20 protein-coding genes are annotated in these 20,212 nt (G+C 62.9%); 9 read left to right on the top strand and 11 right to left on the bottom strand.

Translation table 11 applies throughout. The features are described from left to right. The first annotated feature begins 11 nt into the window (after positions 1–11). The 7 genes from MESOP_RS03345 to MESOP_RS03315 all read left to right on the top strand — a co-directional run bounded on the left by MESOP_RS03345 (position 12) and on the right by MESOP_RS03315 (position 8,036). Positions 12–791 carry an ABC transporter ATP-binding protein gene (locus tag MESOP_RS03345; RefSeq protein WP_013891913.1) on the top strand — a complete coding sequence of 260 codons (780 nt, stop codon included), beginning with the start codon at positions 12–14 and terminating at the stop codon, positions 789–791. Beyond that, positions 784–1,494: an ABC transporter ATP-binding protein gene (locus MESOP_RS03340; RefSeq protein ID WP_013891912.1), complete on the top strand. Its 711-nt coding sequence runs from the start codon at positions 784–786 to the stop codon at positions 1,492–1,494. Before MESOP_RS03345 ends, MESOP_RS03340 begins: the two co-directional genes overlap by 8 nt. 7 nt (positions 1,495–1,501) lie before the next feature. After that, positions 1,502–2,389 (top strand): branched-chain amino acid ABC transporter permease, encoded by an 888-nt coding sequence (locus MESOP_RS03335; RefSeq protein WP_013891911.1) that lies wholly within the window; start codon positions 1,502–1,504, stop codon positions 2,387–2,389. A 21-nt stretch (positions 2,390–2,410) separates the two neighbouring features. Next, entirely contained in the window at positions 2,411–3,385 is a 975-nt protein-coding gene (locus MESOP_RS03330) for a branched-chain amino acid ABC transporter permease (RefSeq protein WP_013891910.1), read from the top strand. A gap of 203 nt (positions 3,386–3,588) precedes the next feature. Then, entirely contained in the window at positions 3,589–5,160 is a 1,572-nt protein-coding gene (locus MESOP_RS03325; protein ID WP_013891909.1) for a pilus assembly protein, read from the top strand. 73 nt (positions 5,161–5,233) lie between these two features. Next, on the top strand, positions 5,234–5,971 hold the full coding sequence (locus MESOP_RS03320; protein ID WP_150111170.1) for a glycosyltransferase family 2 protein: 738 nt from the start codon (positions 5,234–5,236) through the stop codon (positions 5,969–5,971). A gap of 28 nt (positions 5,972–5,999) precedes the next feature. Continuing rightward, positions 6,000–8,036, top strand: coding sequence for a DUF2298 domain-containing protein (locus MESOP_RS03315; RefSeq protein ID WP_013891907.1), 2,037 nt, complete (start codon positions 6,000–6,002; stop codon positions 8,034–8,036). Positions 8,037–8,134: 98 nt separating this feature from the next. Here the strand turns inward: MESOP_RS03315 and MESOP_RS36010 are convergent, their stop codons facing one another. The 8 genes from MESOP_RS36010 to MESOP_RS03275 form a co-directional block, all read right to left on the bottom strand. Next, on the bottom strand, positions 8,135–8,419 hold the full coding sequence (locus MESOP_RS36010) for a hypothetical protein (RefSeq protein ID WP_013891906.1): 285 nt from the start codon (positions 8,417–8,419) through the stop codon (positions 8,135–8,137). A gap of 180 nt (positions 8,420–8,599) precedes the next feature. Next, complete coding sequence (locus MESOP_RS03305) at positions 8,600–9,580, bottom strand: 2-dehydropantoate 2-reductase (RefSeq protein WP_013891905.1); 981 nt, start codon at positions 9,578–9,580, stop codon at positions 8,600–8,602. A 2-nt stretch (positions 9,581–9,582) separates the two neighbouring features. Then, the gene (locus tag MESOP_RS03300; protein ID WP_013891904.1) at positions 9,583–11,097 is read right to left on the bottom strand and encodes an acyl--CoA ligase; all 1,515 of its coding nucleotides are present in this window, start codon (positions 11,095–11,097) and stop codon (positions 9,583–9,585) included. A gap of 218 nt (positions 11,098–11,315) precedes the next feature. Beyond that, positions 11,316–12,902, bottom strand: coding sequence for a gamma-glutamyltransferase (gene ggt / locus MESOP_RS03295; protein ID WP_013891903.1), 1,587 nt, complete (start codon positions 12,900–12,902; stop codon positions 11,316–11,318). A gap of 130 nt (positions 12,903–13,032) precedes the next feature. Further along, a complete protein-coding gene (locus MESOP_RS03290; RefSeq protein WP_013891902.1) occupies positions 13,033–13,725 on the bottom strand; it encodes an ABC transporter permease in 693 nt (230 codons plus the stop codon). Continuing rightward, positions 13,722–14,435: an ABC transporter permease gene (locus MESOP_RS03285; protein WP_013891901.1), complete on the bottom strand. Its 714-nt coding sequence runs from the start codon at positions 14,433–14,435 to the stop codon at positions 13,722–13,724. Before MESOP_RS03285 ends, MESOP_RS03290 begins: the two co-directional genes overlap by 4 nt. Before the next feature lie 72 nt (positions 14,436–14,507). Next, on the bottom strand, positions 14,508–15,359 hold the full coding sequence (locus tag MESOP_RS03280; RefSeq protein WP_013891900.1) for a transporter substrate-binding domain-containing protein: 852 nt from the start codon (positions 15,357–15,359) through the stop codon (positions 14,508–14,510). Positions 15,360–15,449: 90 nt separating this feature from the next. Then, positions 15,450–16,091 (bottom strand): GntR family transcriptional regulator, encoded by a 642-nt coding sequence (locus tag MESOP_RS03275; RefSeq protein WP_245265047.1) that lies wholly within the window; start codon positions 16,089–16,091, stop codon positions 15,450–15,452. A gap of 101 nt (positions 16,092–16,192) precedes the next feature. Between MESOP_RS03275 and MESOP_RS03270 the strand changes: the two genes are divergently transcribed. After that, positions 16,193–16,522, top strand: coding sequence for a FadR/GntR family transcriptional regulator (locus MESOP_RS03270; RefSeq protein ID WP_013891898.1), 330 nt, complete (start codon positions 16,193–16,195; stop codon positions 16,520–16,522). A gap of 37 nt (positions 16,523–16,559) precedes the next feature. Further along, positions 16,560–17,216, top strand: a complete 657-nt coding sequence (locus MESOP_RS03265) for a TMEM175 family protein (RefSeq protein WP_013891897.1) — start codon at positions 16,560–16,562, stop codon at positions 17,214–17,216. Positions 17,217–17,244: 28 nt separating this feature from the next. Here the strand turns inward: MESOP_RS03265 and MESOP_RS03260 are convergent, their stop codons facing one another. The 3 genes from MESOP_RS03260 to MESOP_RS03250 form a co-directional block, all read right to left on the bottom strand. Further along, a complete protein-coding gene (locus tag MESOP_RS03260; RefSeq protein ID WP_013891896.1) occupies positions 17,245–18,003 on the bottom strand; it encodes an SDR family oxidoreductase in 759 nt (252 codons plus the stop codon). A gap of 121 nt (positions 18,004–18,124) precedes the next feature. Further along, positions 18,125–18,688: a cytochrome c gene (locus MESOP_RS03255; protein ID WP_013891895.1), complete on the bottom strand. Its 564-nt coding sequence runs from the start codon at positions 18,686–18,688 to the stop codon at positions 18,125–18,127. Continuing rightward, positions 18,685–20,193 (bottom strand): multicopper oxidase family protein, encoded by a 1,509-nt coding sequence (locus MESOP_RS03250; protein ID WP_013891894.1) that lies wholly within the window; start codon positions 20,191–20,193, stop codon positions 18,685–18,687. The genes MESOP_RS03255 and MESOP_RS03250 overlap by 4 nt, the downstream gene beginning before the upstream one ends. Positions 20,194–20,212 lie beyond the last annotated feature (19 nt).

Raw genomic sequence — 20,212 nt, 5'->3', positions numbered from 1 at the left:
TCGGCGCGGCCATGGCGCCGCCCGACCCCAACGGAAACGAGCCGCCTGTCGTGCTTTCCGCTCGCGGGCTGCGGCGCGATTTCGCCGGCTTCGTCGCCGTCAAGAACGTCGACCTCGATGTCCGCCATGGCAACATCCATGCCCTGATCGGACCCAACGGCGCCGGCAAGACCACCGTTTTCAACCTGCTGACCAAGTTCCTGGCGCCGACCAGCGGCAGGATCGAACTGCTCGGCCACGACATCACCCGCACCTCGCCGGCGAGAGTGGCGCGGATGGGGCTGGTGCGCTCGTTCCAGATATCGGCGATCTTTCCGCATCTCAGCGTGCTCGACAATGTGCGCGTCGCGCTGCAGCGGCCGGGTGGGCTTGGCGTCCAGTTCTGGCGCTCGCTGGCGGCACTCGACCGGTTGACGCCGCGTGCGATGGAGCTGTTGCGCTCCGTCGGTCTCGACGATGCCAAGAACAGGCTGGCCGGCGATCTCTCCTATGGCAGGAAACGCGTGCTCGAGATCGCCACGACGCTGGCGCTCGATCCGAAAGTGCTGCTGCTGGACGAGCCGATGGCCGGCATGGGGCATGAGGACGTGGCCACGGTTTCCGACCTCATCCGTTCGGTGGCGAGTGACCGCGCTGTGCTGATGGTCGAGCACAATCTGACGGTCGTGGCCGATCTCTGCGACTGGATAACCGTCATGCAGCGCGGCGAGGTGCTTGCGGCCGGCGACTACGCCACCGTCAGCCGCGACGAGCGGGTGAAGGTCGCCTATATGGGCACCGCCGATGACTAGTGCCGCACCCCTGCTTGCGGTCCGCGGCCTCAACGCCTGGTATGGCGAGGGCCATGCGCTGCACGGCGTCGATCTGGAAGTATTTGCCGGCGAGACGGTCACGCTGCTCGGCCGCAACGGCGTCGGCAAGACGACGACGCTGCGCGCCATCATGGGGCTGATCCGCAAGCGAACCGGCAAGGTCGTATTCGACGGCGCGGACCTGATGCGGCTGCCGCTCCACAAGACCGCGCATCAGGGCATCGGCTTCGTGCCGGAGGAGCGTGGCATCTTCGCCACGCTGACGGTCGACGAGAACCTGGTGCTGCCGCCGGTCGTTGCCAAGGGCGGCATGAGCGTCGAGGAGATATTCGATCTCTTCCCCAATCTGAAGGAGCGGCGCAACAGCCCCGGCACGCGGCTGTCGGGCGGCGAACAGCAGATGCTGGCGATCGCGCGCATGCTGCGAACCGGCGTGAAGATGCTGCTTCTCGACGAGCCGACCGAGGGCCTTGCTCCCGTCATCGTGCAGCGCATCGGCGAGCTGCTGGCGACGCTGAAAAAGCGCGGCATGACGATCCTGCTGGTCGAGCAGAATTTCCGCTTCGCCAGCCGTGTCGCGGATCGTTTCTACCTGATGGAGCACGGCAAGATCGTCGCCGGGTTCCCGACCGGCGAGCTGGCGGACCGCATGAGCCTGCTCCACGACGTTCTGGGTGTATGAGGACGCCATGACGATGATCTTCGGAATTCCCGTCCAGGCATTCCTCGGCCAATTGCTGGTCGGGCTGATCAACGGCTCCTTCTACGCCATGCTGAGCCTGGGGCTGGCTGTCATTTTCGGCCTGCTGCGCGTCATCAATTTCGCCCATGGCGCCCAGTACATGCTGGGCGCCTTCGTCGGCTATCTGCTGCTCACCTATCTCGGCGTCGGCTACTGGCCGGCCCTGGTCCTTGCACCGCTGATCGTCGGCGTCTTCGGCGTCGTCGTCGAACGCCTGGCGCTGTCGCGGCTTTACGACACCGATCCGCTCTATGGCCTGCTCTTCACCTTCGGCCTCGCGCTCGTGCTCGAAGGCATATTCCGCTACTACTACGGCGTGTCGGGAAATGCCTACGCCGTGCCGCCACTGCTTTCGGGAGGCACCAATCTCGGTTTCATGTTCCTGCCCAACTATCGCGGCTGGGTGGTCGTCGCCTCGCTGATCGTCTGCTTCGGAACCTGGGCGCTGATCGAGAAGACAAGGCTCGGCTCCTATCTGCGCGCGGCGACCGAGAATCCCCGTCTCGTCCAGGCCTTCGGCGTCAACGTGCCGCTGCTGCTGACCCTGACCTATGGCCTCGGCTCCGCCCTTGCCGGGCTTGCCGGAATTCTAGCCGCACCGATCTATCAGGTGAGCCCGCTGATGGGCTCGGATCTCATCATCGTCGTCTTCGCTGTGGTCGTGGTCGGCGGCATGGGATCGATCCTCGGCGCGATCGTCACCGGTTACATGCTTGGCCTTGCCGAGGGGCTGACCAAGGTCTTCTACCCCGAGGCCTCCAACCTCGTGGTCTTCGTCATCATGGCGATCGTGCTTCTGGTCCGACCGGCCGGCCTGTTCGGAAAGGACGCCTGACATGTGGAAGGGACATCCGAGATGGCCGAACTGACGCTTCGCGAGACATCGGCCGGAAAAACCCCGGCATGGCTCGAATGGACGCTGGTCGGGCTCGGCATACTGGGGCTGCTGGTGGCGCCCTTCCTCGTCTACCCGGTCTTCCTGATGAAGATGCTCTGCTTCGCGCTGTTTGCCTGCGCGTTCAATCTGCTGCTCGGCTACACCGGCCTGCTGTCGTTCGGCCACGCCACCTTCTTTGGCGGCGCCGCCTACTTCACCGCCCACGCCGTCAAGGTCTGGGGCTGGCCGCCGGAGGCGGGCATCCTGCTCGGCATGGCAGGCGCGGCGCTGCTTGGCCTCGTCATGGGGTTCTTCGCCATTCGAAGGCAAGGCATCTATTTCGCCATGATCACGCTGGCGCTGTCGCAGATGTTCTTCTTCTTCTGCGTGCAGGCGCCCTTCACCGAAGGTGAGGACGGCATTCAGGGCGTGCCGCGCGGCGTGCTGCTCGGCGTCCTCGACCTGAACGTCTCGCTGAACATGTATTACTTCGTGCTGGCGGTGTTTCTGGTCGGCGTCTTCTCCGTTTGGCGCATCGTCAATTCGCCCTTCGGCATGATCCTGCGCTCGATTCGCGAAAACGAGGGCCGCGCCATTTCGCTGGGCTATTCCGTCGCCAAGTACAAACTCGCCGCTTTCGTCATGTCTGCGGCGCTGGCCGGGCTGGCGGGCTCCCTCAAGGCCATCGTCTTCCAGTTCGCCACGCTTACCGACGTCACCTGGCAGATGTCGGGCGAGGTGATCCTGATGACGCTTCTGGGCGGCATCGGCACGATGGTTGGGCCGGTCATCGGCGCCAGCCTTGTGGTCGGACTGGAAAACACGCTTGCCACCTCCGGCTTCCCGGTGACCATCGCCACCGGGCTGATCTTCATGGTCTGCGTGCTGATTTTTCGGCGTGGTATTGTGGGAGAGCTCTATGCGCGGGGGCTCGGGCGGACCGGGAAGGGCTGAAGGGCACCAGATCGACCGCGCGCGATTGAACGGTCCGAGCAGCTGCGCTCGCCACGGCACATCCGTCCATTCCGCGTCGAAAAGACGTTCGGTCTCCTCAGAACTTAATTTACCAAGTCTATCGTCACATGCGCGAGTGCTGATAAATCAACCGCCCGTAAACCAACACTCGATCATATGCCGTATCAGTCGAGGGGCGGGTCATGGTCATCAATAAGTTCTGGCGGTCGGAAAGCGGCAATTTCGCGTTGCTGTTTGCGTTGGCGGCGCCTGCGATCCTGGCGGCCGTCGGTTTTGCAGCAGACGTATCCAGCGTCATGCGGGCAAAGGTCAACCTGCAGAACTCTTTGGACGCCGCGACCCTATCCTCGTCGCACCTGTCGGACGACGAAGCGGCCCGCAGACTTGCATTTGATGGCTATTTCCAGGCCAACGTCGCAAATCACCCGGAACTCACCAACGCGAAATTGACCCTGTCGGTCGACAAGGGTTTCAACTACGTCAAGACCAAGGCCATCGCTTCCGCGGACGTGAACCTCTATTTTGCTTTCCTGTTCGGCGACAACCAGCACATCGAAGTGGATGCCGGTGGTGTAGAAGCGACGAACAACCTCGAAGTCGTGCTCGTGCTGGACAATACGGGCTCGATGGCCGGTGCCAAAATCAAGGCTCTCAGGGACGCTACCAAGGTACTTCTTGATAATCTGGATGGAGCAAAGTCACCTGATCGGAAGGTGACCGCCGCGATTGTGCCATTCGTCACCGCTGTCAACATAAATGGCGATAAATTTGACCCTTCATGGATAGACATGGCAGGCAAATCGCCCAACAACGGCGCGAACTTTCCCCTGCTGCCAGATGGCAAGCGCGTAAACCACATGGACCTGTTCAGGGATCTGGCACAGGGAACCGGTTGGCAAGGGACGGGGTGGAAGGGCTGCGTCGAGGCGCGCCCTGGAAGCGCTGCCATTTCTGACGTAGCGCCGGATCAAGCTGACGCCAACACCTTGTTCGTGCCCTATTTCGCTCCAGATGACCCCGGTGATGCAACCGGTCCATCGGCGAGCTATGGCAACGACGCCAAGGTCTACAACAACTCCTATCTTTCCGATGACGTTCAGGACGGCACGGACACCAAGGGAAAAGATAAAAAGATCGCCAAGTATGAAAACCCCAAGGCGAAAAAGATCAACGACAAATATGCCCCTCTGACAGTCGGCCCCAACCGGGCCTGCCCGACTCCGGTCGTGCCGCTGACCGCTGACTTGGACAAGTTGCGGACGGCTGCTGCCCAGATGCAAGAGTGGAACGGGTCTGGCACCAATGTCTCCGAAGGGCTCTCCTGGGGCATGCGGGTGCTTTCACCGGCCCCGCCGTACACCGATGGCGCGCCCTGGAAGACTCCGAATACGAGCAAAATCGTCGTTCTGCTCACCGACGGCGAGAATGTCGTTTACGGAGCGAGCGCCGAACCGGAAAAGTCGGACTACACTTCCTATGGCTACCTTTCGTCTGGCCGGTTCGGGACGAGTAACCAGACAGACGCCGCACGCTCCGTGGATCGATGGACGCTCGACGTTTGCGATAAATTGAAGGCGCAGCAGGTTCAGATCTACACCATTACCCTGCAATCCGACACGGCCGCGAACCGGACACTTTACGGCAAATGCGCGACAAATCCGGCTGACTACTATGCTGTCAACGATCCCAGCAAATTGCCGAATGTGTTCCAAACCATCGCTGGAAAGTTCACGACACTCCAACTGGTTGATTAGTCCACCCCAAGGAAGGGGCGTTGCGATTGCGGGACAAAGGGCAATTGCCGCTCAAGGCTAACACAGTGTAGTGGTGGGACAGAACTGGTCCCCACAAAACATGCCCGCCCTCTCGGTCGTTCTTCCCGCCTACAACGAGCAAAGTAACCTCGCCGACGCCGTCGACGAGGTTCTGAAGCACGTGGCGTCTGTCGTGCCCGATCTGGAAATCATCGTCGTCAACGACGGGAGCACTGATCAAACCCAGACGATCCTGGCAGCTTTGGCGTCTCGGCACCCGGAGGTGGTTGCTGTGCACCAAGCCAACGCCGGTCATGGCCAGGCCCTGAGTAATGGCGTGAGAAAGGCAACCGGAGGCTACCTTCTCCTGCTCGACAGCGATCGACAGGTGTCGCTGGAGGATTTCGCAGTACACTGGCGGATGATGGCGGATTGCGACGTGCTCCTTGGATGCCGATGGCCGCGAGCAGATCCGCTGCATCGCATGATCGTATCGAACTCGTTGCGGTTGCTGCTGGCTGCCAAGTTCGGATTGGCTGCGAAGGATGCGAATGCCCCTTATAAGCTTCTCGGACGTCAGGTTTGGCACGAGGCTTTCGATAGGATGCGCACCGGATCCGTCATTCCGTCGGCATTGTTGGCCGCTCGTGCGCTGCAGCGAACTGATATTCGTGTCCTGCAAGTGAGTGTAGCGTACCGCGACCGTCCCCATGGCCCGTCCTCGTTGAACTTGAGGCGCCTTGCGAGCCTCTGTGCCAAAGCCGTCGCTGACATTTTCTTTTTCCGAACCAGCTCACGCGGCCATGCTTGATCCAGCGAGCTTGGAATCCCTTGTCGCAATGTGGCTCGCCATTTTGGTCACCGGTTTACTCGCTGTGCCGATTACAGGGCGACTTTTTCCCGGCGAGACCGCAACGCACTACTTCACGGGCAAGATTCTCGGTTGGTTGATCTGCACGTACATGGCCTGGCTCCTCAGCGCCTTCAAGCTGATCTCGTTTGAGCGCTCCGGCGTCGTTGTCGGCCTGGCTTCCTTGGCGGCAATTTCCGCTCTCTGTTCCCTTGGGAGCAAGACGATGCCAAGGCTACGCGACGTCCTGCGATGGGAGATGGTTTTCTTTCTTGTTTATTTTGCCGGCGTCACGCTGCGTGCAGAGAATCCCGATATCAGGAACCTGGAAAAGTTCATGGACTTCGGCTTCGTCAACGCCGCATTGCGAGCCGACTATATGCCTCCGCCCGACCCATGGTGGGCGGGCGAGCCGATCAATTACTACTACTTCGGCCATGTCGCGGCAGCCTGGCTGACAAAACTTTCCGGGGTACCATCCGACCACGGCTACAACCTCATGATCGGCGTGCTTTTCGCCTTCACTGCAATCATGGCGTTTTGCATCGTTCGGGACGGGCTGCGGCCGGCCAAGCCGGCAATCTCCATGGCATTAGCTGTTTCCGCAGCAGCGCTTGTCACCCTTGGGGGAAACTTCCACAGCGTTCTTTATGGTCCACTCCGCGGGCTCTCCCCGACGACACTAGGCAGGGAATTTCGCTTCCCCGATTCGACGCGCTATGTGGGTTTCGACCCTCCAACGACCGATAAGGTGTTTACGGAAATGCCCGCCTACGGTTTTACCGTGGGCGACCTGCATGCGCATTTGCTGAACCTGCCTGCCGGCTTGCTTATTCTCTTGATACTTTTTCGCCTTGTCGGGCGACGCCTCGCTGACCGATCCTCTGCAGGTGCCAGTCCAGCCGAGATATTGGCTCTCGGTTTCCTGTTCGCGGTCAGCGCCATGACAAATAGTTGGGACGCGGTCTCATATGGCATGCTGATGGGGCTCGCTGGTTTGTTCATATGGCTGCAGCCGAGCCAGATCGACGCAAAAAGTTTGACCTGGTTGGTGTTGCGAGGCGTCGCGGTGATTGCCATTGCTTGCCTATTGGCAAGTCCCTTTCTCGCCGCCTTCAAGCCGTTCGCCTCCAACCTTAGGCTCGCCAAAGCACATACACCGATTTGGCAACTCGCGATCGTCTACGGCCACGTGGCCGTCCCCTGCCTGGTACTTCTGATCGGGCTATTCCTTTGGGCGCGTGATGATGCGGCTTGGAAAAGTGCCGCAATGTTGGCCGCCCTGGCGTTGCTGCTGGTCGCCTTGCCTGAGCTAGTCTACGTCGAGGACATTTATGGCGGCGAATATGTTCGCGCAAACACCATGTTCAAATTCAGCTTCGCCGCCCAACCAGTGGCGATGCTGGCAAGCGTGCTTTTCATCGGACTTCTGCTGAGCAGGGGTGGCCTCAAGATGGGGGCCTTGGCAGCGGTCCTGGCCATTCCGCTATTCGCGACATTGTCCTACTTCTGGGCTACCCATGCTGGTATCGGCAAGGCTCTAGCCTCAAATGCGCTGACACTGGACGGCCTTGGCTCCATAGATCGAGATCGTGCCGCCGATCGGCCATTGCTGGATTGGCTGAGAGCTCAGGGAGCCGGTCAGCGGATCCTGCTTGTTGAAGCTTCGGGCGATAGCTACACCGACGCTGGCAGGCTCTCGGCTATGAGTGGTGTGCCCACTGTTATGGGTTGGCAAAATCACGAATGGCTCTGGCGCGGCGACTATGGTGCGACGGTCATTCGAGCCGAGGACGTTGCAAGCTTCTACTCGTCGAAAACGCCCGCCAATGCCTGCAGAATCTTGACAAAATACGGTATCACTCACATCGCCATCGGCACGGTGGAACGGGAGAAATATGCAGCATTAGATGAAAGCCTCTTTCGAGGGCTGGGAACTGTCATTGTTAATAGCGGACCTTCGATCCTGGTTCGTTTCGACGCATCAACCTGCCCAAATGGGAAGTCGACGGACAGGATGGACTGAGAATTAATGGTACATTGCGATAGGATGGGGCGGTGCTATCATCACCGCCGATATTTGGGGACGCCACGTGAAACGCACCTATGCCCGGCCCACGCTAGCTAAGTCACATATTTTGCCGCACCATTTGGCGGCGGCAACTGCTTTGTCACGTTCCCATGGAACGACGCCTCCAAGCCTGACTCCAACTCCAGCTCCGACATCAACACCAACGCCAACACCAACACCAACGCCGACGCCAACACCGACACCAACACCAACGCCGACGCCAACACCGACACCAACGCCAACGCCAACGCCGACACCAACTCCAACTCCGACACCGACTCCGACACCGACGCCAACGCCAACGCTGACACCAACTCCGACACCGACGCCGCCACCATAGGTTGCGGCTCGATCTATCCCCTGGCCAGCTGTCCCATCACTAGCTTTGATCGCTGTTCACAGTCTCAACAGTGGAGGTCGGTTTTGAGTTCAAGACGTGGCGGCTGATGCCATCACCGAAGCGGCCACCGTGCATCATCGTCAGACCCGTCGCGCCAATGCTCAACTCGCAAAAGCCGTCACCCATAACACCCGCGCTCCAACGCCAGCCGCCGCACCAGCGCCAGCACCGCGTCGACGGTCGGTGTCGGCTTGTCCGTTAGCCGGCCAAGCTCCTGCACCGCGCTTACCAGCGCGTCGATCTCCATCGGGCGGCCGCGCTCCAGATCCTGCAGCATCGACGTCTTGTGCTCGCCGACATCGCCCGCACCCTTGATGCGGCGGTCGACCCCGATCGGAAAGCGCACGCCGAGGCTTTCGCCGATCGCCTGCGCCTCCAGCATCATGGTGCGGGCAAGCGCGCGGGTGCCCTCGTCGGCGACGATCGCGGCCAGCGTGCTGCCGGTCAGCGCCGAGATCGGGTTGAAGGAGAGGTTGCCCCACAGCTTCACCCAGATTTCGCCGCGGATGTCGTCGCGCACCGGCGCCTGCAGCCCGGCCTTGACCATCTCCTCCGCCAGCTGCGTCACCCGTTCGCTGCGGTCGCCCGAGGGCTCGCCGAGCGAGAAGCGCTTGCCCTCGACATGGCGGATGAGACCGGGCGCGTCGACCTCGACGGCGGGATAGACGACCGCGCCGATGACGCGCTGCGGCCCGATCCGCTGCCAGATCGCACCGCCGGGATCGACCGCGTTCAGCCTGGTGCCCTCGAGCGGCCCCCTCACCCCATGGAAGTACCACCACGGCACGCCGTTCTGCATGGTGACGACCGATGTTTTCGGCCCAAGCAGCGGCGCGATCTGGTCCAGGGCAGGGGTCAGCGAATGGGCCTTCAAGGCCAGCACCACAGTATCCTGCACGCCGAGCTCCTCGGCCTTGGCGGCGGCCCGGACAGGCGCTAGCGTTTCTTGGCCATCCTCGATCAGGCGCAGGCCATCTGCCTTGATCGCTTCGAGATGGGCGCCGCGCGCGACGATCGACAGATCGGTGCGGCCGGCGATCGCCAGCTTGGCGGCGAGATAGCCGCCGATCGCGCCGGCGCCGAAGATGGTGATCTTCATCGTCAAAGCCCGAGCTTGGCGGCGAGGCCGATGCGCTGCAGCTTGCCGGTCGCGCCCTTGGGGATCTCGTCCAGGATCACGACCTTGCGCGGCACCTTGAAGTCGGCGAGCCGTGTCGCGGCATAGGTGCGGATATCGTTTTCGGTGGCGCCCATGCCTTCGCGCAGCACCACGGCCGCGGCCACCTCCTCGCCAAGCTTGTCATGCGGCATGGCGAAGGTGACCACCTGCGCCACCGCCGGATGATCCATCAGCACGTCGTCGACCTCGAGCGGCGAGATCTTCTCGCCGCCGCGGTTGATGATTTCCTTGAGCCGGCCGGTGACCCGGAGATAGCTATCCTCGTCGAGCACGCCCTGGTCGCCGGTGTGGAACCAGCCATGCGCGAAGGCCGTGGCGTTGGCCTCCGGGTTCTTCTCGTAGCCCGCCGTCACATTGGGTCCGCGAATGACGATCTCGCCGGTCTCGCCGGCCTTGAGCAGCCGGCCGTCCGGCGCCATCACTGCTACTTCCGGACCGGCGCCGGCGCCGACGCTGCCGGGCTTTCGCAGCCCCGGCGGCAGCCGGTTCGACGCCATCTGGTGCGCGGCCTCGGTCATTCCGTAGGATTCGATCACCGGACAGCCGAAGGTCGCTTCCAGTTCGGCCATCACTTGCGCCGGCAGCGATGCCGAGGACGAGCGGATGAAGCGCAGGCGCGCGCCCGCCAGCGCTTCGGTGTTGCGCGCCGCCCGGGCCAGGATCGCCTGGTGCATGGTCGGCACCGCCGTGTACCAGCTCGGCCGCGCCTCGCCCAGCCACTGGAAGAAGCGCAGCGCGTTGAAGCCTGGCGTGCAGTAGATGCTGCCGCCCGATGCCAGCGACGACAGCACGGCCGCGATCAGCCCATGAATGTGGAACAGTGGCATGATGTTGAGGCAGCGGTCGTCGGCTGTCAGGCCAAGCGTCGCCCCGATATGGGCTGCCGAGGCCGCGATATTGGCATGGCTGAGCGGCACCAGTTTTGGACGCGATGTCGTGCCCGACGTGTGCAGCAGAAGCGCGATGTCGCCATCCCCTGCTATATCGGGCGCCGCTTGCGGACCGACCGCCGCGCCCTCGATGGTGAAACTGCCGGCAGCCGGCGAAACGACAAGCCTGAGCACGCCGATGCCGAGCCGCTCGGCCACCGCAACCGCAGGGCCGGCCTCGTTTTCGGCAACAAGGATAGCCTTGGCGCCGATGTCGGTGAGATAAAAATCGAGCTCGTCCGCGCGATAGGCGGGATTGAGCGGCGCCGTCGAGGCGGTTGCGGCCACCGCGACGAAGGCTGTGGCCATCTCCGGCCCGTTAGGCAGCACGATCGCCATCCGGTCGCCGCGCCCGATGCCGAGCGCACGCAGCCGCTCGGCCGTGGCCTTGATCAGGCTGCGCAGCTCGCCATGGGTGAGTGTAGCCCTGTCCGGCGCCAGGATTGCCGGAGCATCATCGGTGCCGGCGACGAGGCGGCGGGAAAGGTCTTTTGAATTCGTGCTCATGGTCACCAACTATGTTTCAAACGACTGGTGATGGAAGCCCAACAGACGGTGGCGCCGCGACGGGGAGAAAGGGCTGGCCGCAACGCCGGTCTTTCTTTTCAACCTTGGCGATTGGCGAAACCATCGACAACAGCGCCCCTCTCCCCGTCACTATACGGGAGAGGATGCCGGCAGGCAGGTGGGGGGCAGCGCCAACTCTTGGAATGTGATTCTCCACCTCAATATCCAAGCGCCATCCCATCCTTACGCGGATCGGAGGCGCCGGTGAGCGTGCCTTTCTCCCAGTCGATCAGCACCGCCTGTCCGCCGCCAAGCGGATGCTGCGGCTCGGCTAAGCGATGGCCGCGCCGGCGCAACCCTTCGAGCGCCTCGGCCGGAACGTTGCGTTCAGCCTCCACCATGCCGTCATTATAGAACACCCTTGGCGCGTCGAGCGCCTGCTGCGGGTCCATGCCGAAATCGATCATGTTGGTCAAAAGATGCACATGCCCGAATGGCTGGTAGCCGCCGCCCATGACGCCGAACGGCATCACCACGCGGCCGTTCCTGGTCGCCATGCCGGGCATAATCGTGTGCATCGGCCGCTTGCCGGGCGCGATGGCGTTCGGATGCGTTGGGTCGAGGCGGAAGCTCGAGCCACGGTTCTGCAGCACGACCCCGCTCTTCGGACCGACGACGCCGCTGCCGAACGAATAATAGGTCGAGTTGATGAAGGAGACGGCGTTGCGGTCGCGGTCGACGATCGAGATGTAGACTGTGTCGCTGCCCGGCAGGTCCAGGCGCGGCAGATGCGTCATGGCGCGGTCCCGGTCGATCTCGGCGCGCAGCCGGTCGGCATAGGCGCCGGAAAGGAGCTGTTTTGTGGGCACATGAACCTGGTCCTGGTCGCCGACGTAGCGGTCGCGGTCCTGATAGGCGAGGCGCCCGGCCTCGATCTCCAGATGCAGCCGCTCGGCGCCATTGGGATCGAGCCCGCCGAGCTTGAAGCCCGACAGCACGTTCAGCATGAGCAGAGCCGTCAGCCCCTGGTTGTTCGGCGGCATCTGGTGGATATCGTAGCCGCCATAGGTGGTGCTGACCGGCGCCACATAGTCGCCCTTGGTCGCCGCGAAATCCTCGTACGAATGCAGCCCGCCCAGTTCATTGAGCCGGCGCACCATGTCGTCGGCGACCGCCCCTTCGTAGAAGCCGGCGCGGCCGTGCTTGGCGATTGTCCGCAAGGTGGCGGCGAGTTCCGGCTGGCGGTGGATGTCGCCGGGCCTCGGCGCCTTGCCGCCCGGCAGGAAGATGCGCGCGGCATGCTCGTCCGCCGATAGGTCGATCTCCGGCTCGGCCCAGTCGAAGGCGACGCGGTCATGCACGACATAGCCGTTTTCGGCATAGTGGATGGCCGGCGCCAGCGCCTCGGCCAGGCTTTTGCGGCCATGGTCTTCCAGGAGCCGGCTCCAGGCATCGACGGCGCCCGGCACGGTCACCGCGTGTGGTCCCTGCTTCGGAAGCTCGTCGAAGCCCTTGTCGAGATACCAGTCGACGGTGGCGCCCGCAGGGGCGCGGCCCGAACCGTTGAAGGCCAGCACGTCGCCTTGCCCCTTCGGGCAGTAGAGCACAAAGCAATCGCCGCCAATGCCGGTCGACTGCGGCTCGACCACGCCCTGCACGGCGGCTGCGCAGACGGCGGCGTCCATGGCATTGCCGCCGGCGCGCAGCATGTCGATCGCGGCAAGGGTCGCAAGCGGATGCGAGGTCGCGGCAACCGCTTGGGTGGCACGAACCGGTGAGCGGCCGGGAAACTGGAAATCACGCATTCTGTCTTTGTATCCCCTGGTCTGATGGATGCGACGCTGCCGCCATGACGTAGCACGACACCGCAACGGATCGCTTCGGCTTCTCGACACTGCGCATTTCGCCAATTCTCCTCGTTACGTCAGACGCGTATCAGGGTCGGACCCGATAAGGCGTGAGCCAGGTTTCCAGCGCGTTCAGTGCAGAGATGATCGTGAAATTGATGGTGAGATAGATCGCGCCCGCGGCCACGAAAACCTCTATGGCGCGATAAGTCTGAGAAATAAGCCCCTGGGCGATGCCGGTTACTTCCATCAGGGTGACGATCGATGCAAGCGACGTACCCTTCACCATGAGGATGATCTCGTTGCTGTAGCTCGGTATGGCTTGGCGCAGCGCCAAAGGCAGAACGACGAGGCGCAGGGTCTGGAGCCGTGTCATGCCGAAGGCAGAGGCCGCCTCGACAAGGCCGCGCGGCACACCCTGTATCGCACCCCGCAGGATTTCGCTGCCATAGGCGGCGGTATTGAGACTGAGCGCGATGATGGCGCACCAATAGGGCTCGCGAAACAGCCACCAGAGCCCAACTGACTGAAGTGTGGGGCGGAACTGGCCGAGGCCGTAATAGATGAGGAATATCTGGACGAGCAATGGCGTGCCGCGAAAGACGGCAACGAAGGAGCGTATGGGCCAGACCAGCATCCGATGGTTTCCCTGCTGCGCCAGTGCGAGCAACAGAGCCAAGGCAAAGCCTATTCCGATCGACAACCCCGCAAGTTGCAAGGTCAACGGCAAGCCGGAGAGAAGGGTGGGAATGATCTCTACAAAGAAGGCCAAGTCGATCATGCGTGGACCATGCCTCGCCACGCCCGTGCCTCGCCGTAGCGGAAGACCGATCCGGTCACGGCAGCGATGAGGAAATACAGCGTCGCGGCTGCTACGTAGAAGACGAAGGGCTCCCGCATCGATCCCGCGCCGATCTGAGATTGCCGCATCAATTCCACCAAGCCGATCACGGAGATCAAGGCCGAATCCTTGAGCACGAGCTGCCAGACATTTCCGAGGCCCGGCAGGGCGTGCCGCATCAGTTGAGGCACGATGACGAGACGCAGCGATTGGAACCGGGACAGGCCGAGCGCCTTGCTAGCCTCAAACTGGCCGAGATCGACGGCGAGATAGGCTCCGCGATAGACCTCGGCTTGATAGGCGCCCGAAATGATACCGATCGCCAGGACGCCGGTCGCAAATGTCGGCAGCCCGACGAAGCCTGCGCTGCCGAAGAATTTGCCGATCTCAGTCAATGCTATGCTGCCGCCGTAGTAGAGCAGGTAGATCGTCAACAGATCGGGTACACCCCTGAACACCGTGCCATAGCCCTTGGCGACCCAGGACGGTAAAGCTCTCGTGGAGAGCCGGCCTCCTGCTGCAACCGCGCCGAAGAGAGCGCCGAGCAGGAAGCCGAGGACTGACAGCGCAAATGTCACGCCAGCTGCCAGCAGCAAGGCTCCGCCCCAACCGCCCTTGCCCAGGGAAAGGATATGGAGTGTGTCCGTCATGTGAAACCTGATCGTTCAGCACGGCATCCGGCCGATCGGTTGATGCCAACCGGCCGGACAGAATACACGTGGCTACTTGACCGGCGTCACGTCCGTTTTCACCCATTTTTCCGAGATGCGTTTAATGGTCCCGTCGGCAATGGCGGCGCTGATCGCGTCGTTCAGCATTTCCTTGAGCTTGGCGTCTTCCTTCCTGAGTCCCGCACCCGTTCCGGCGCCGAACAAGCCGCCGACAAAGCCCGGACCTGCAACCGTGAAGCCCGAGAATTCGGGTTTTGCGAGCGTCGCGGCGAGTGCTGTCTTCTGAGCGAATATTGCATCGATGCGGCCTGCGGCCAGATCGAGATCGTGCTGCTCGGTCGTCTTGTACTCGCGGATCTCCACCGTGTCGCCGAAGTATTTCTTGACGAATTCGAGCATGGCCGTGGCCGCCTGGACACCGACCACCTTGCCCTTCAGCAGGGGCTTCAACTTGTCGACCGCGGCCTGGGAAGCAGCCTCATCGTCCAGTTTGAATTTCTCGGTCGAAGCGCCGAGCTTCCCGAGATCGCTATCCTTGGCGGCTGCGAACCCGCCCGGGTCGATCGCATAAGGCTGGGTGAAGTCGATGGTCTCGAGGCGTTTCGGCGTGATGAACATGCTGGCCATGATCACATCGAACTTGCCGACCTTCAGCGAAGGAATAAGTCCGTCCCAGTCCTGAGCGATGATGGTGCATTTGACCTTCATCCGCTCGCAAAGATTGTTGGCGAGTTCGATCTCCAGTCCGTCGAGCTTGCCGTCCGCGTTGGTGAAGTTCCACGGAGCGTAGGCACCCTCCGTGGCGATGGTTATGGCCTTGGGCGCGTCCTCGGCCAATGCGGTGTGCATGAAGCCGAACATGCTGAGTGCGGCCGCAACTGCGGCCAAACGACAAACTTTCATGTGGTTCCCCTTTTTTGATAGGCTGATCGAGCTGTTCCTACGTCCGGCCGCATTGCCGGTTCGAGGCCATTCCTGTCCGGCCGGCGTTCGTCACCGGCTCGGACTCACGCACTCGGCCAGCATCGGTGCTGTGCTGAGAATGTGATCCTGCATCACCTTTTCCGCTTGAAGTTCGTCGCCTGAACGCAAGGCCGCGATCACGGCGGCATGCTCCTCGCGCGCAGAATGCGGCTTGTCACAATCGTCGAACCAGATGCGCATGTAGGGCTCTATCACCACATGCAGCGCCGCTATCTGGTGGATAAGCTTGGGCCTCCGGCTTAGCGCACAGATACGGCCATGGAATTCCTGGTGGCGGACCACCCAGTCGCTGCTTCCGCTCTGGCCCGCGCGTTCCATGCGCTCGAGCAGGCGCTCGAATTCCTCGAACTCCTCCTCATCGATCCGGGGCATCGCCAGCCTCACGGCCAGTCCCTCCAGAACCGACCGAATTTCGAAAATCTCGTAAAGCTCATCGACCGTCAGGCCTGCGACCACGCATCCCCGATTGGGCCGCAAAACCACCAGCCCGTCGGAGGCCAGGCGCCGAAAGGCTTCCCGCACCGGCATTCGACTCATGCCGATCTCGGCGGCAATCTCCTCCGGAATAAGCCTGTCGCCCGGTTTGTAGCGGCCGAGGCGAAGGGCTCTCTGAACGTGCCTGTACGCCTCTTCCTCCGCGGTGGCGGGCATCTGTGGCTCTGCCGAAAAGGCTGCTGGCATGGGGGCACCTAGAAAGTATTTTTGTATCCACGTATCATAAAATCCGCATTTTATTGCATCGTCAATAGCCTGTGACGACGTTCAGGACGGAACAAGAGCTCGAAGTCGGCATCGACCTGCACCGCGTCATCGCCGAAATCAGCGGCAATGCGATGCTGCACGGCATGCTGTGCGGCATCCTCGACAAGTGCCAGCACTATGTCTGGACCGAGCTGTTGTGGCTCGACGAATGGAAGATCGCCCGCAACGAGCATGCCGAGATCGTCGAGGCGATCTGCGCCGGCGATGCCGCCCGAGCCGGCACGCTGGCCCGCGCCCACGTAAGGGGCTCGCGCGACAATGTACTGCGCCTGCTGCAGGCGAAATCGGACTACCAGAGTTTTCTGGCCAAGGCGTCCTGAGCGGCGCTGGTGGCGGCGTCAGATGGTCCGAGCGGCCATGGATATCGCTATCGACGGCACTACTATATGTCTCACGAACTGCGACGAGGACGGTCCAGTGCTTCCCTCGACAGGGCTCGATCGGTTGAGCGCATTTTCGGATGGCGTGTTCGCCGTCCTCATCACGGTGCTGGTCCTCGACTTGCGCCCGCCGGAGTTGCCGACGTTCAAGGCGCTTCTGGAGCTCTGGCCGACATGGCTGAGCTACAGCGTCAGCTATCTCTTCATCGCCATCGTCTGGGCGAACCATCATCATCTGTTACGCCACGCCAGGGAGGCGACAGCCAGCCTGATGTGGTACAATTTCGCGCATCTGTTCTCGGTTTCGCTGCTGCCGCTGGCGACCGCGTGGATGGCGGTCAGCGAGCTGGCGCCGCAGCCGGTCGCCTTCTATGCCGCCGTCTTCTTCCTGGTGAACCTGACCTACATTCTTCTGATCCGCGAACTCATCGACCCGATGCCGGAGAACGCGGTTCCGCTCGCGGTGCGCAAGCGCATGCGCATCCGGTCGCTCGCGACGCTCTGCCTATTCGCGCTGGCGGGGCTGGTCGCCCTGAAATATCCAGTCGCGGGCTTGGCGATCTGTTGCTGCTGCTTGGCCGTCTATCTCAGGCCGGAAGCGCCGGGGGCAGGCAAAAGCTCAGGCAAAGGCTGAATTCTCGCACCCGACGCGTTGGACGGCTTCAGCCCTTGCGCTCCTGCAGGCTGTTGCCGCCGTCGACCACCAGCAGGGCGCCGTTGACATAGCTGGCGCCTTCCGATGCCAGGAACGCGACCGCCGCAGCAACCTCATCGGGCCTTCCCGCCCGCGCCGGCGGCGTTTGCAGGGCCGCCATCCGCTCCATCTCGCTCGACGCGCCGGTTTCGATCCAGCCGGGAGCCACGGCATTGACGGTCACGCCGCTCTTCGCCACTTCGAGCGCTAGCGTGCGCATCAGGCCGACCATGCCGGCCTTGGCGGCGGAATAGGCAGATGTGCCCTCGAACGACACCACCGGCCCGGTGACCGACGCCACATTGACGATGCGCCCGTAACCCGCCTCGATCATCGCCGGCAGAAATGCGCGGGTGACCAGGAAGGCGGTCTTCAGGCTGACGTCGATGCCTCGGTCCCAGTCGGCTTCGGTCATGGCGAGAAACGCTTTGTCGACCGACGGCGATGCCAATGAGCCCATGCCGGCATTGTTGACCAGGATGTCGACCGCGCCGGCGGTTGCCCGCAGCCGCTCGACCTCCGCTGCGCTGGTGAGATCGGCGACCGCCGCGTTGGCGTCGATGCCCTCGGCGCGGAGCTCCGCCGCGCGATCGAGGACGCGTGCGCTGGCGCCGGTCAGGAACACGGCATGGCCAGCATGGCCGAGTTGCCGGGCAATGGCAAAGCCGATGCCGTCGGCGGCTCCGGCGCCGGTGACTAAAGCGCGCTTGATGTTGGTGGACGTCATGGCTCAATCAGCTCCGCTCGTTTCCGTCGCGCACAGCTGGACAGCAGTGGCCGCTAGCGCCGAACCATATAGTCCATGGAAAAAGATTTGGCGCCCAGAGCGGTGAGGATCGAGCTAACTCTCATTTCTTCTGCCGGAATTTCGAATGACAACCCGAACAATCCTGCAGGATGAGATGCAGCAAATGTTCCGCCGGCAGCTTGGCCGGATCGGCCTGCGCGGTGTCTGGCCGCTTGCCGAGCAGGCTGCCGCCATCCATCGGCAGACCCGCTCCCATCCGCATGTCATCGCTGATTTCGGCCGGGGCTTTGTCGGCTTTGGCCGCGAGTGCCGAGGCGAGCTTGCCGATGTGGCGGGCGAGCGCTTCGAATTCCGGCCTTGCCTGGTCGATCTCCACCCTGGCGCCAGACGGCGCGCCCAGCGTGCCGGCCGGGAATTCGGCGAACAGGGCAGGGCTGGTGTGGGCGCTGAGCGCATCGGCCGCCGCCTTGAACCCGCCGGCATTATACTCGCGCTTGCCGTCGAACATCTCGGCGATGGTTCTTGCCGCCCCCGCCATCGCCTTCATGGAGGCCTGGCGGGCGGCCACGGTCGCATCGCTCGAGGCCGGCGCCATGGATGAGCAGAGAACCATCCAGCCGGCAAGCGCCAGCGTCGCGGCTCCGGCCGGTATGCGGGTCTTCATGCCCGCACGTCGAGCACGCCCATCATGCCGAGTTGCTCGTGCTCGAGGATGTGGCAGTGATACATGCGCCGGCCGGGCTGCTCCTGGCGCAACAGAAGCCGCACCGTCTCGCCACGCGCCACGTTGACGGTGTCTTTCCACGCAACGAAGGGTGGCTTGGAGACCTTGCCGTCGCGCTCATGCTCGATCACCTGGAACTGCGTGCCGTGGACATGGAACGGATGGTCCATGTCGGCCTGATTGACGATTTCCCACAGCTCCGTCTCGCCGGCTTTTGCGACGATATCGATGCGCGCCATGTCGAAGGTCTTGCCGTTGATCAGGAAGCCCATCTCCATGCCGGTCGCGTTCGTCGCCATGATTTCGGTGAAGACGAGACGCCGGCTGACAGCAGGGGCGGAAAGCGGAGCGATCGGCCGCAATCGCGCGGGCAGCGGCGGCATCGCTGCTCCCGGCACTTCCGAGACATCGACCGTCAGCAACGTCAGACCAGCATCGGCCGGGCGGCCCGCGCCCATCCAGCCGCGATCATAGTCCAACGTGCCCAGGGTAGCGGGACCAGGCCTGTCGAAGGCGACGACCAGCTCGATCCGCTCGCCCGGGCTGAGCAGGATCTCGTCCACCGCCACCGGCGCCTCGATGAGCCCGCCATCCGTTCCCACGATTGTCATCGCCGCGCCTTCGAAGGCGAGCTTCAGGAAGCGCGCATTGGTGGCGTTGTAGAGGCGCAGGCGCCGCCTGTCGCCCTTTGCAACGGCAAGCCTCGGGTTCCTCTGGCCATTGACCAGCACCTGGTCTCCGACGCGGCCGTTCATCAGGTCGGTCATGGTGTTGCCGGGTATCGAGCCGTCGGCGGCCAGCCGCAGATCGGTCAACATCAGCACCGTGTCGCCATATTCGGCCGGAACAGGGTCGGCTTTCGATTTGACCACGAAGGCGCCGGCCAGGCCGCGATAGACCTGTTCGGCCGTCCTGCCGTGCGGATGGGGGTGATACCAGTAGGAGCCGGCGCTGCCTTCCGGCAGGTCGAAGGCGTAGACGCGATCGGCGCCCGCGGCCACCGGGTCCATAGGATTGCCGTCCTGGTCGGCCGGCACGGGCATGCCGTGCCAGTGGACGGTGCTTGCCTCGCTGTTGATTCGGTTGGCGAAGCTGACCTCGACCCGGTCGCCCTCGAAAGCCTCGATCAGCGGCCCCGGGCTCATCCCGTTATAAGCGAGGATGGGCGTTTCCAGCCCCTCGGCGAAGCGCGCAATAGTGGCCTCCGCCGTCAGCTTCGCCTTGAACACGCTGGGCCGGGCCGCCTCGTTTGCAAGCAGCGGCAGCGCACGCAACGCTTCGCCCTCCGGCAGCATGGTGGCGCCTTGCGTCACCGCGTCCATATTGTGGCCGCTCATCTCCATGCCGGGCATGGTGGACATGTCGTCCATTTTCATCTGCGCCAGCGCGCGCGGGCTCGCCAGGACCGTTGCCAGGCCTGCCGCCAGAAAACCGCGTCGATGCATTTTCGCTCCTCTATGTCGG

The sequence above is a fragment of the Mesorhizobium opportunistum WSM2075 genome (genome assembly GCF_000176035.2).
Taxonomy (GTDB): Bacteria; Pseudomonadota; Alphaproteobacteria; order Rhizobiales; family Rhizobiaceae; genus Mesorhizobium; species Mesorhizobium opportunistum.
This window is presented reverse-complemented; position numbering and strand designations above follow the sequence as displayed.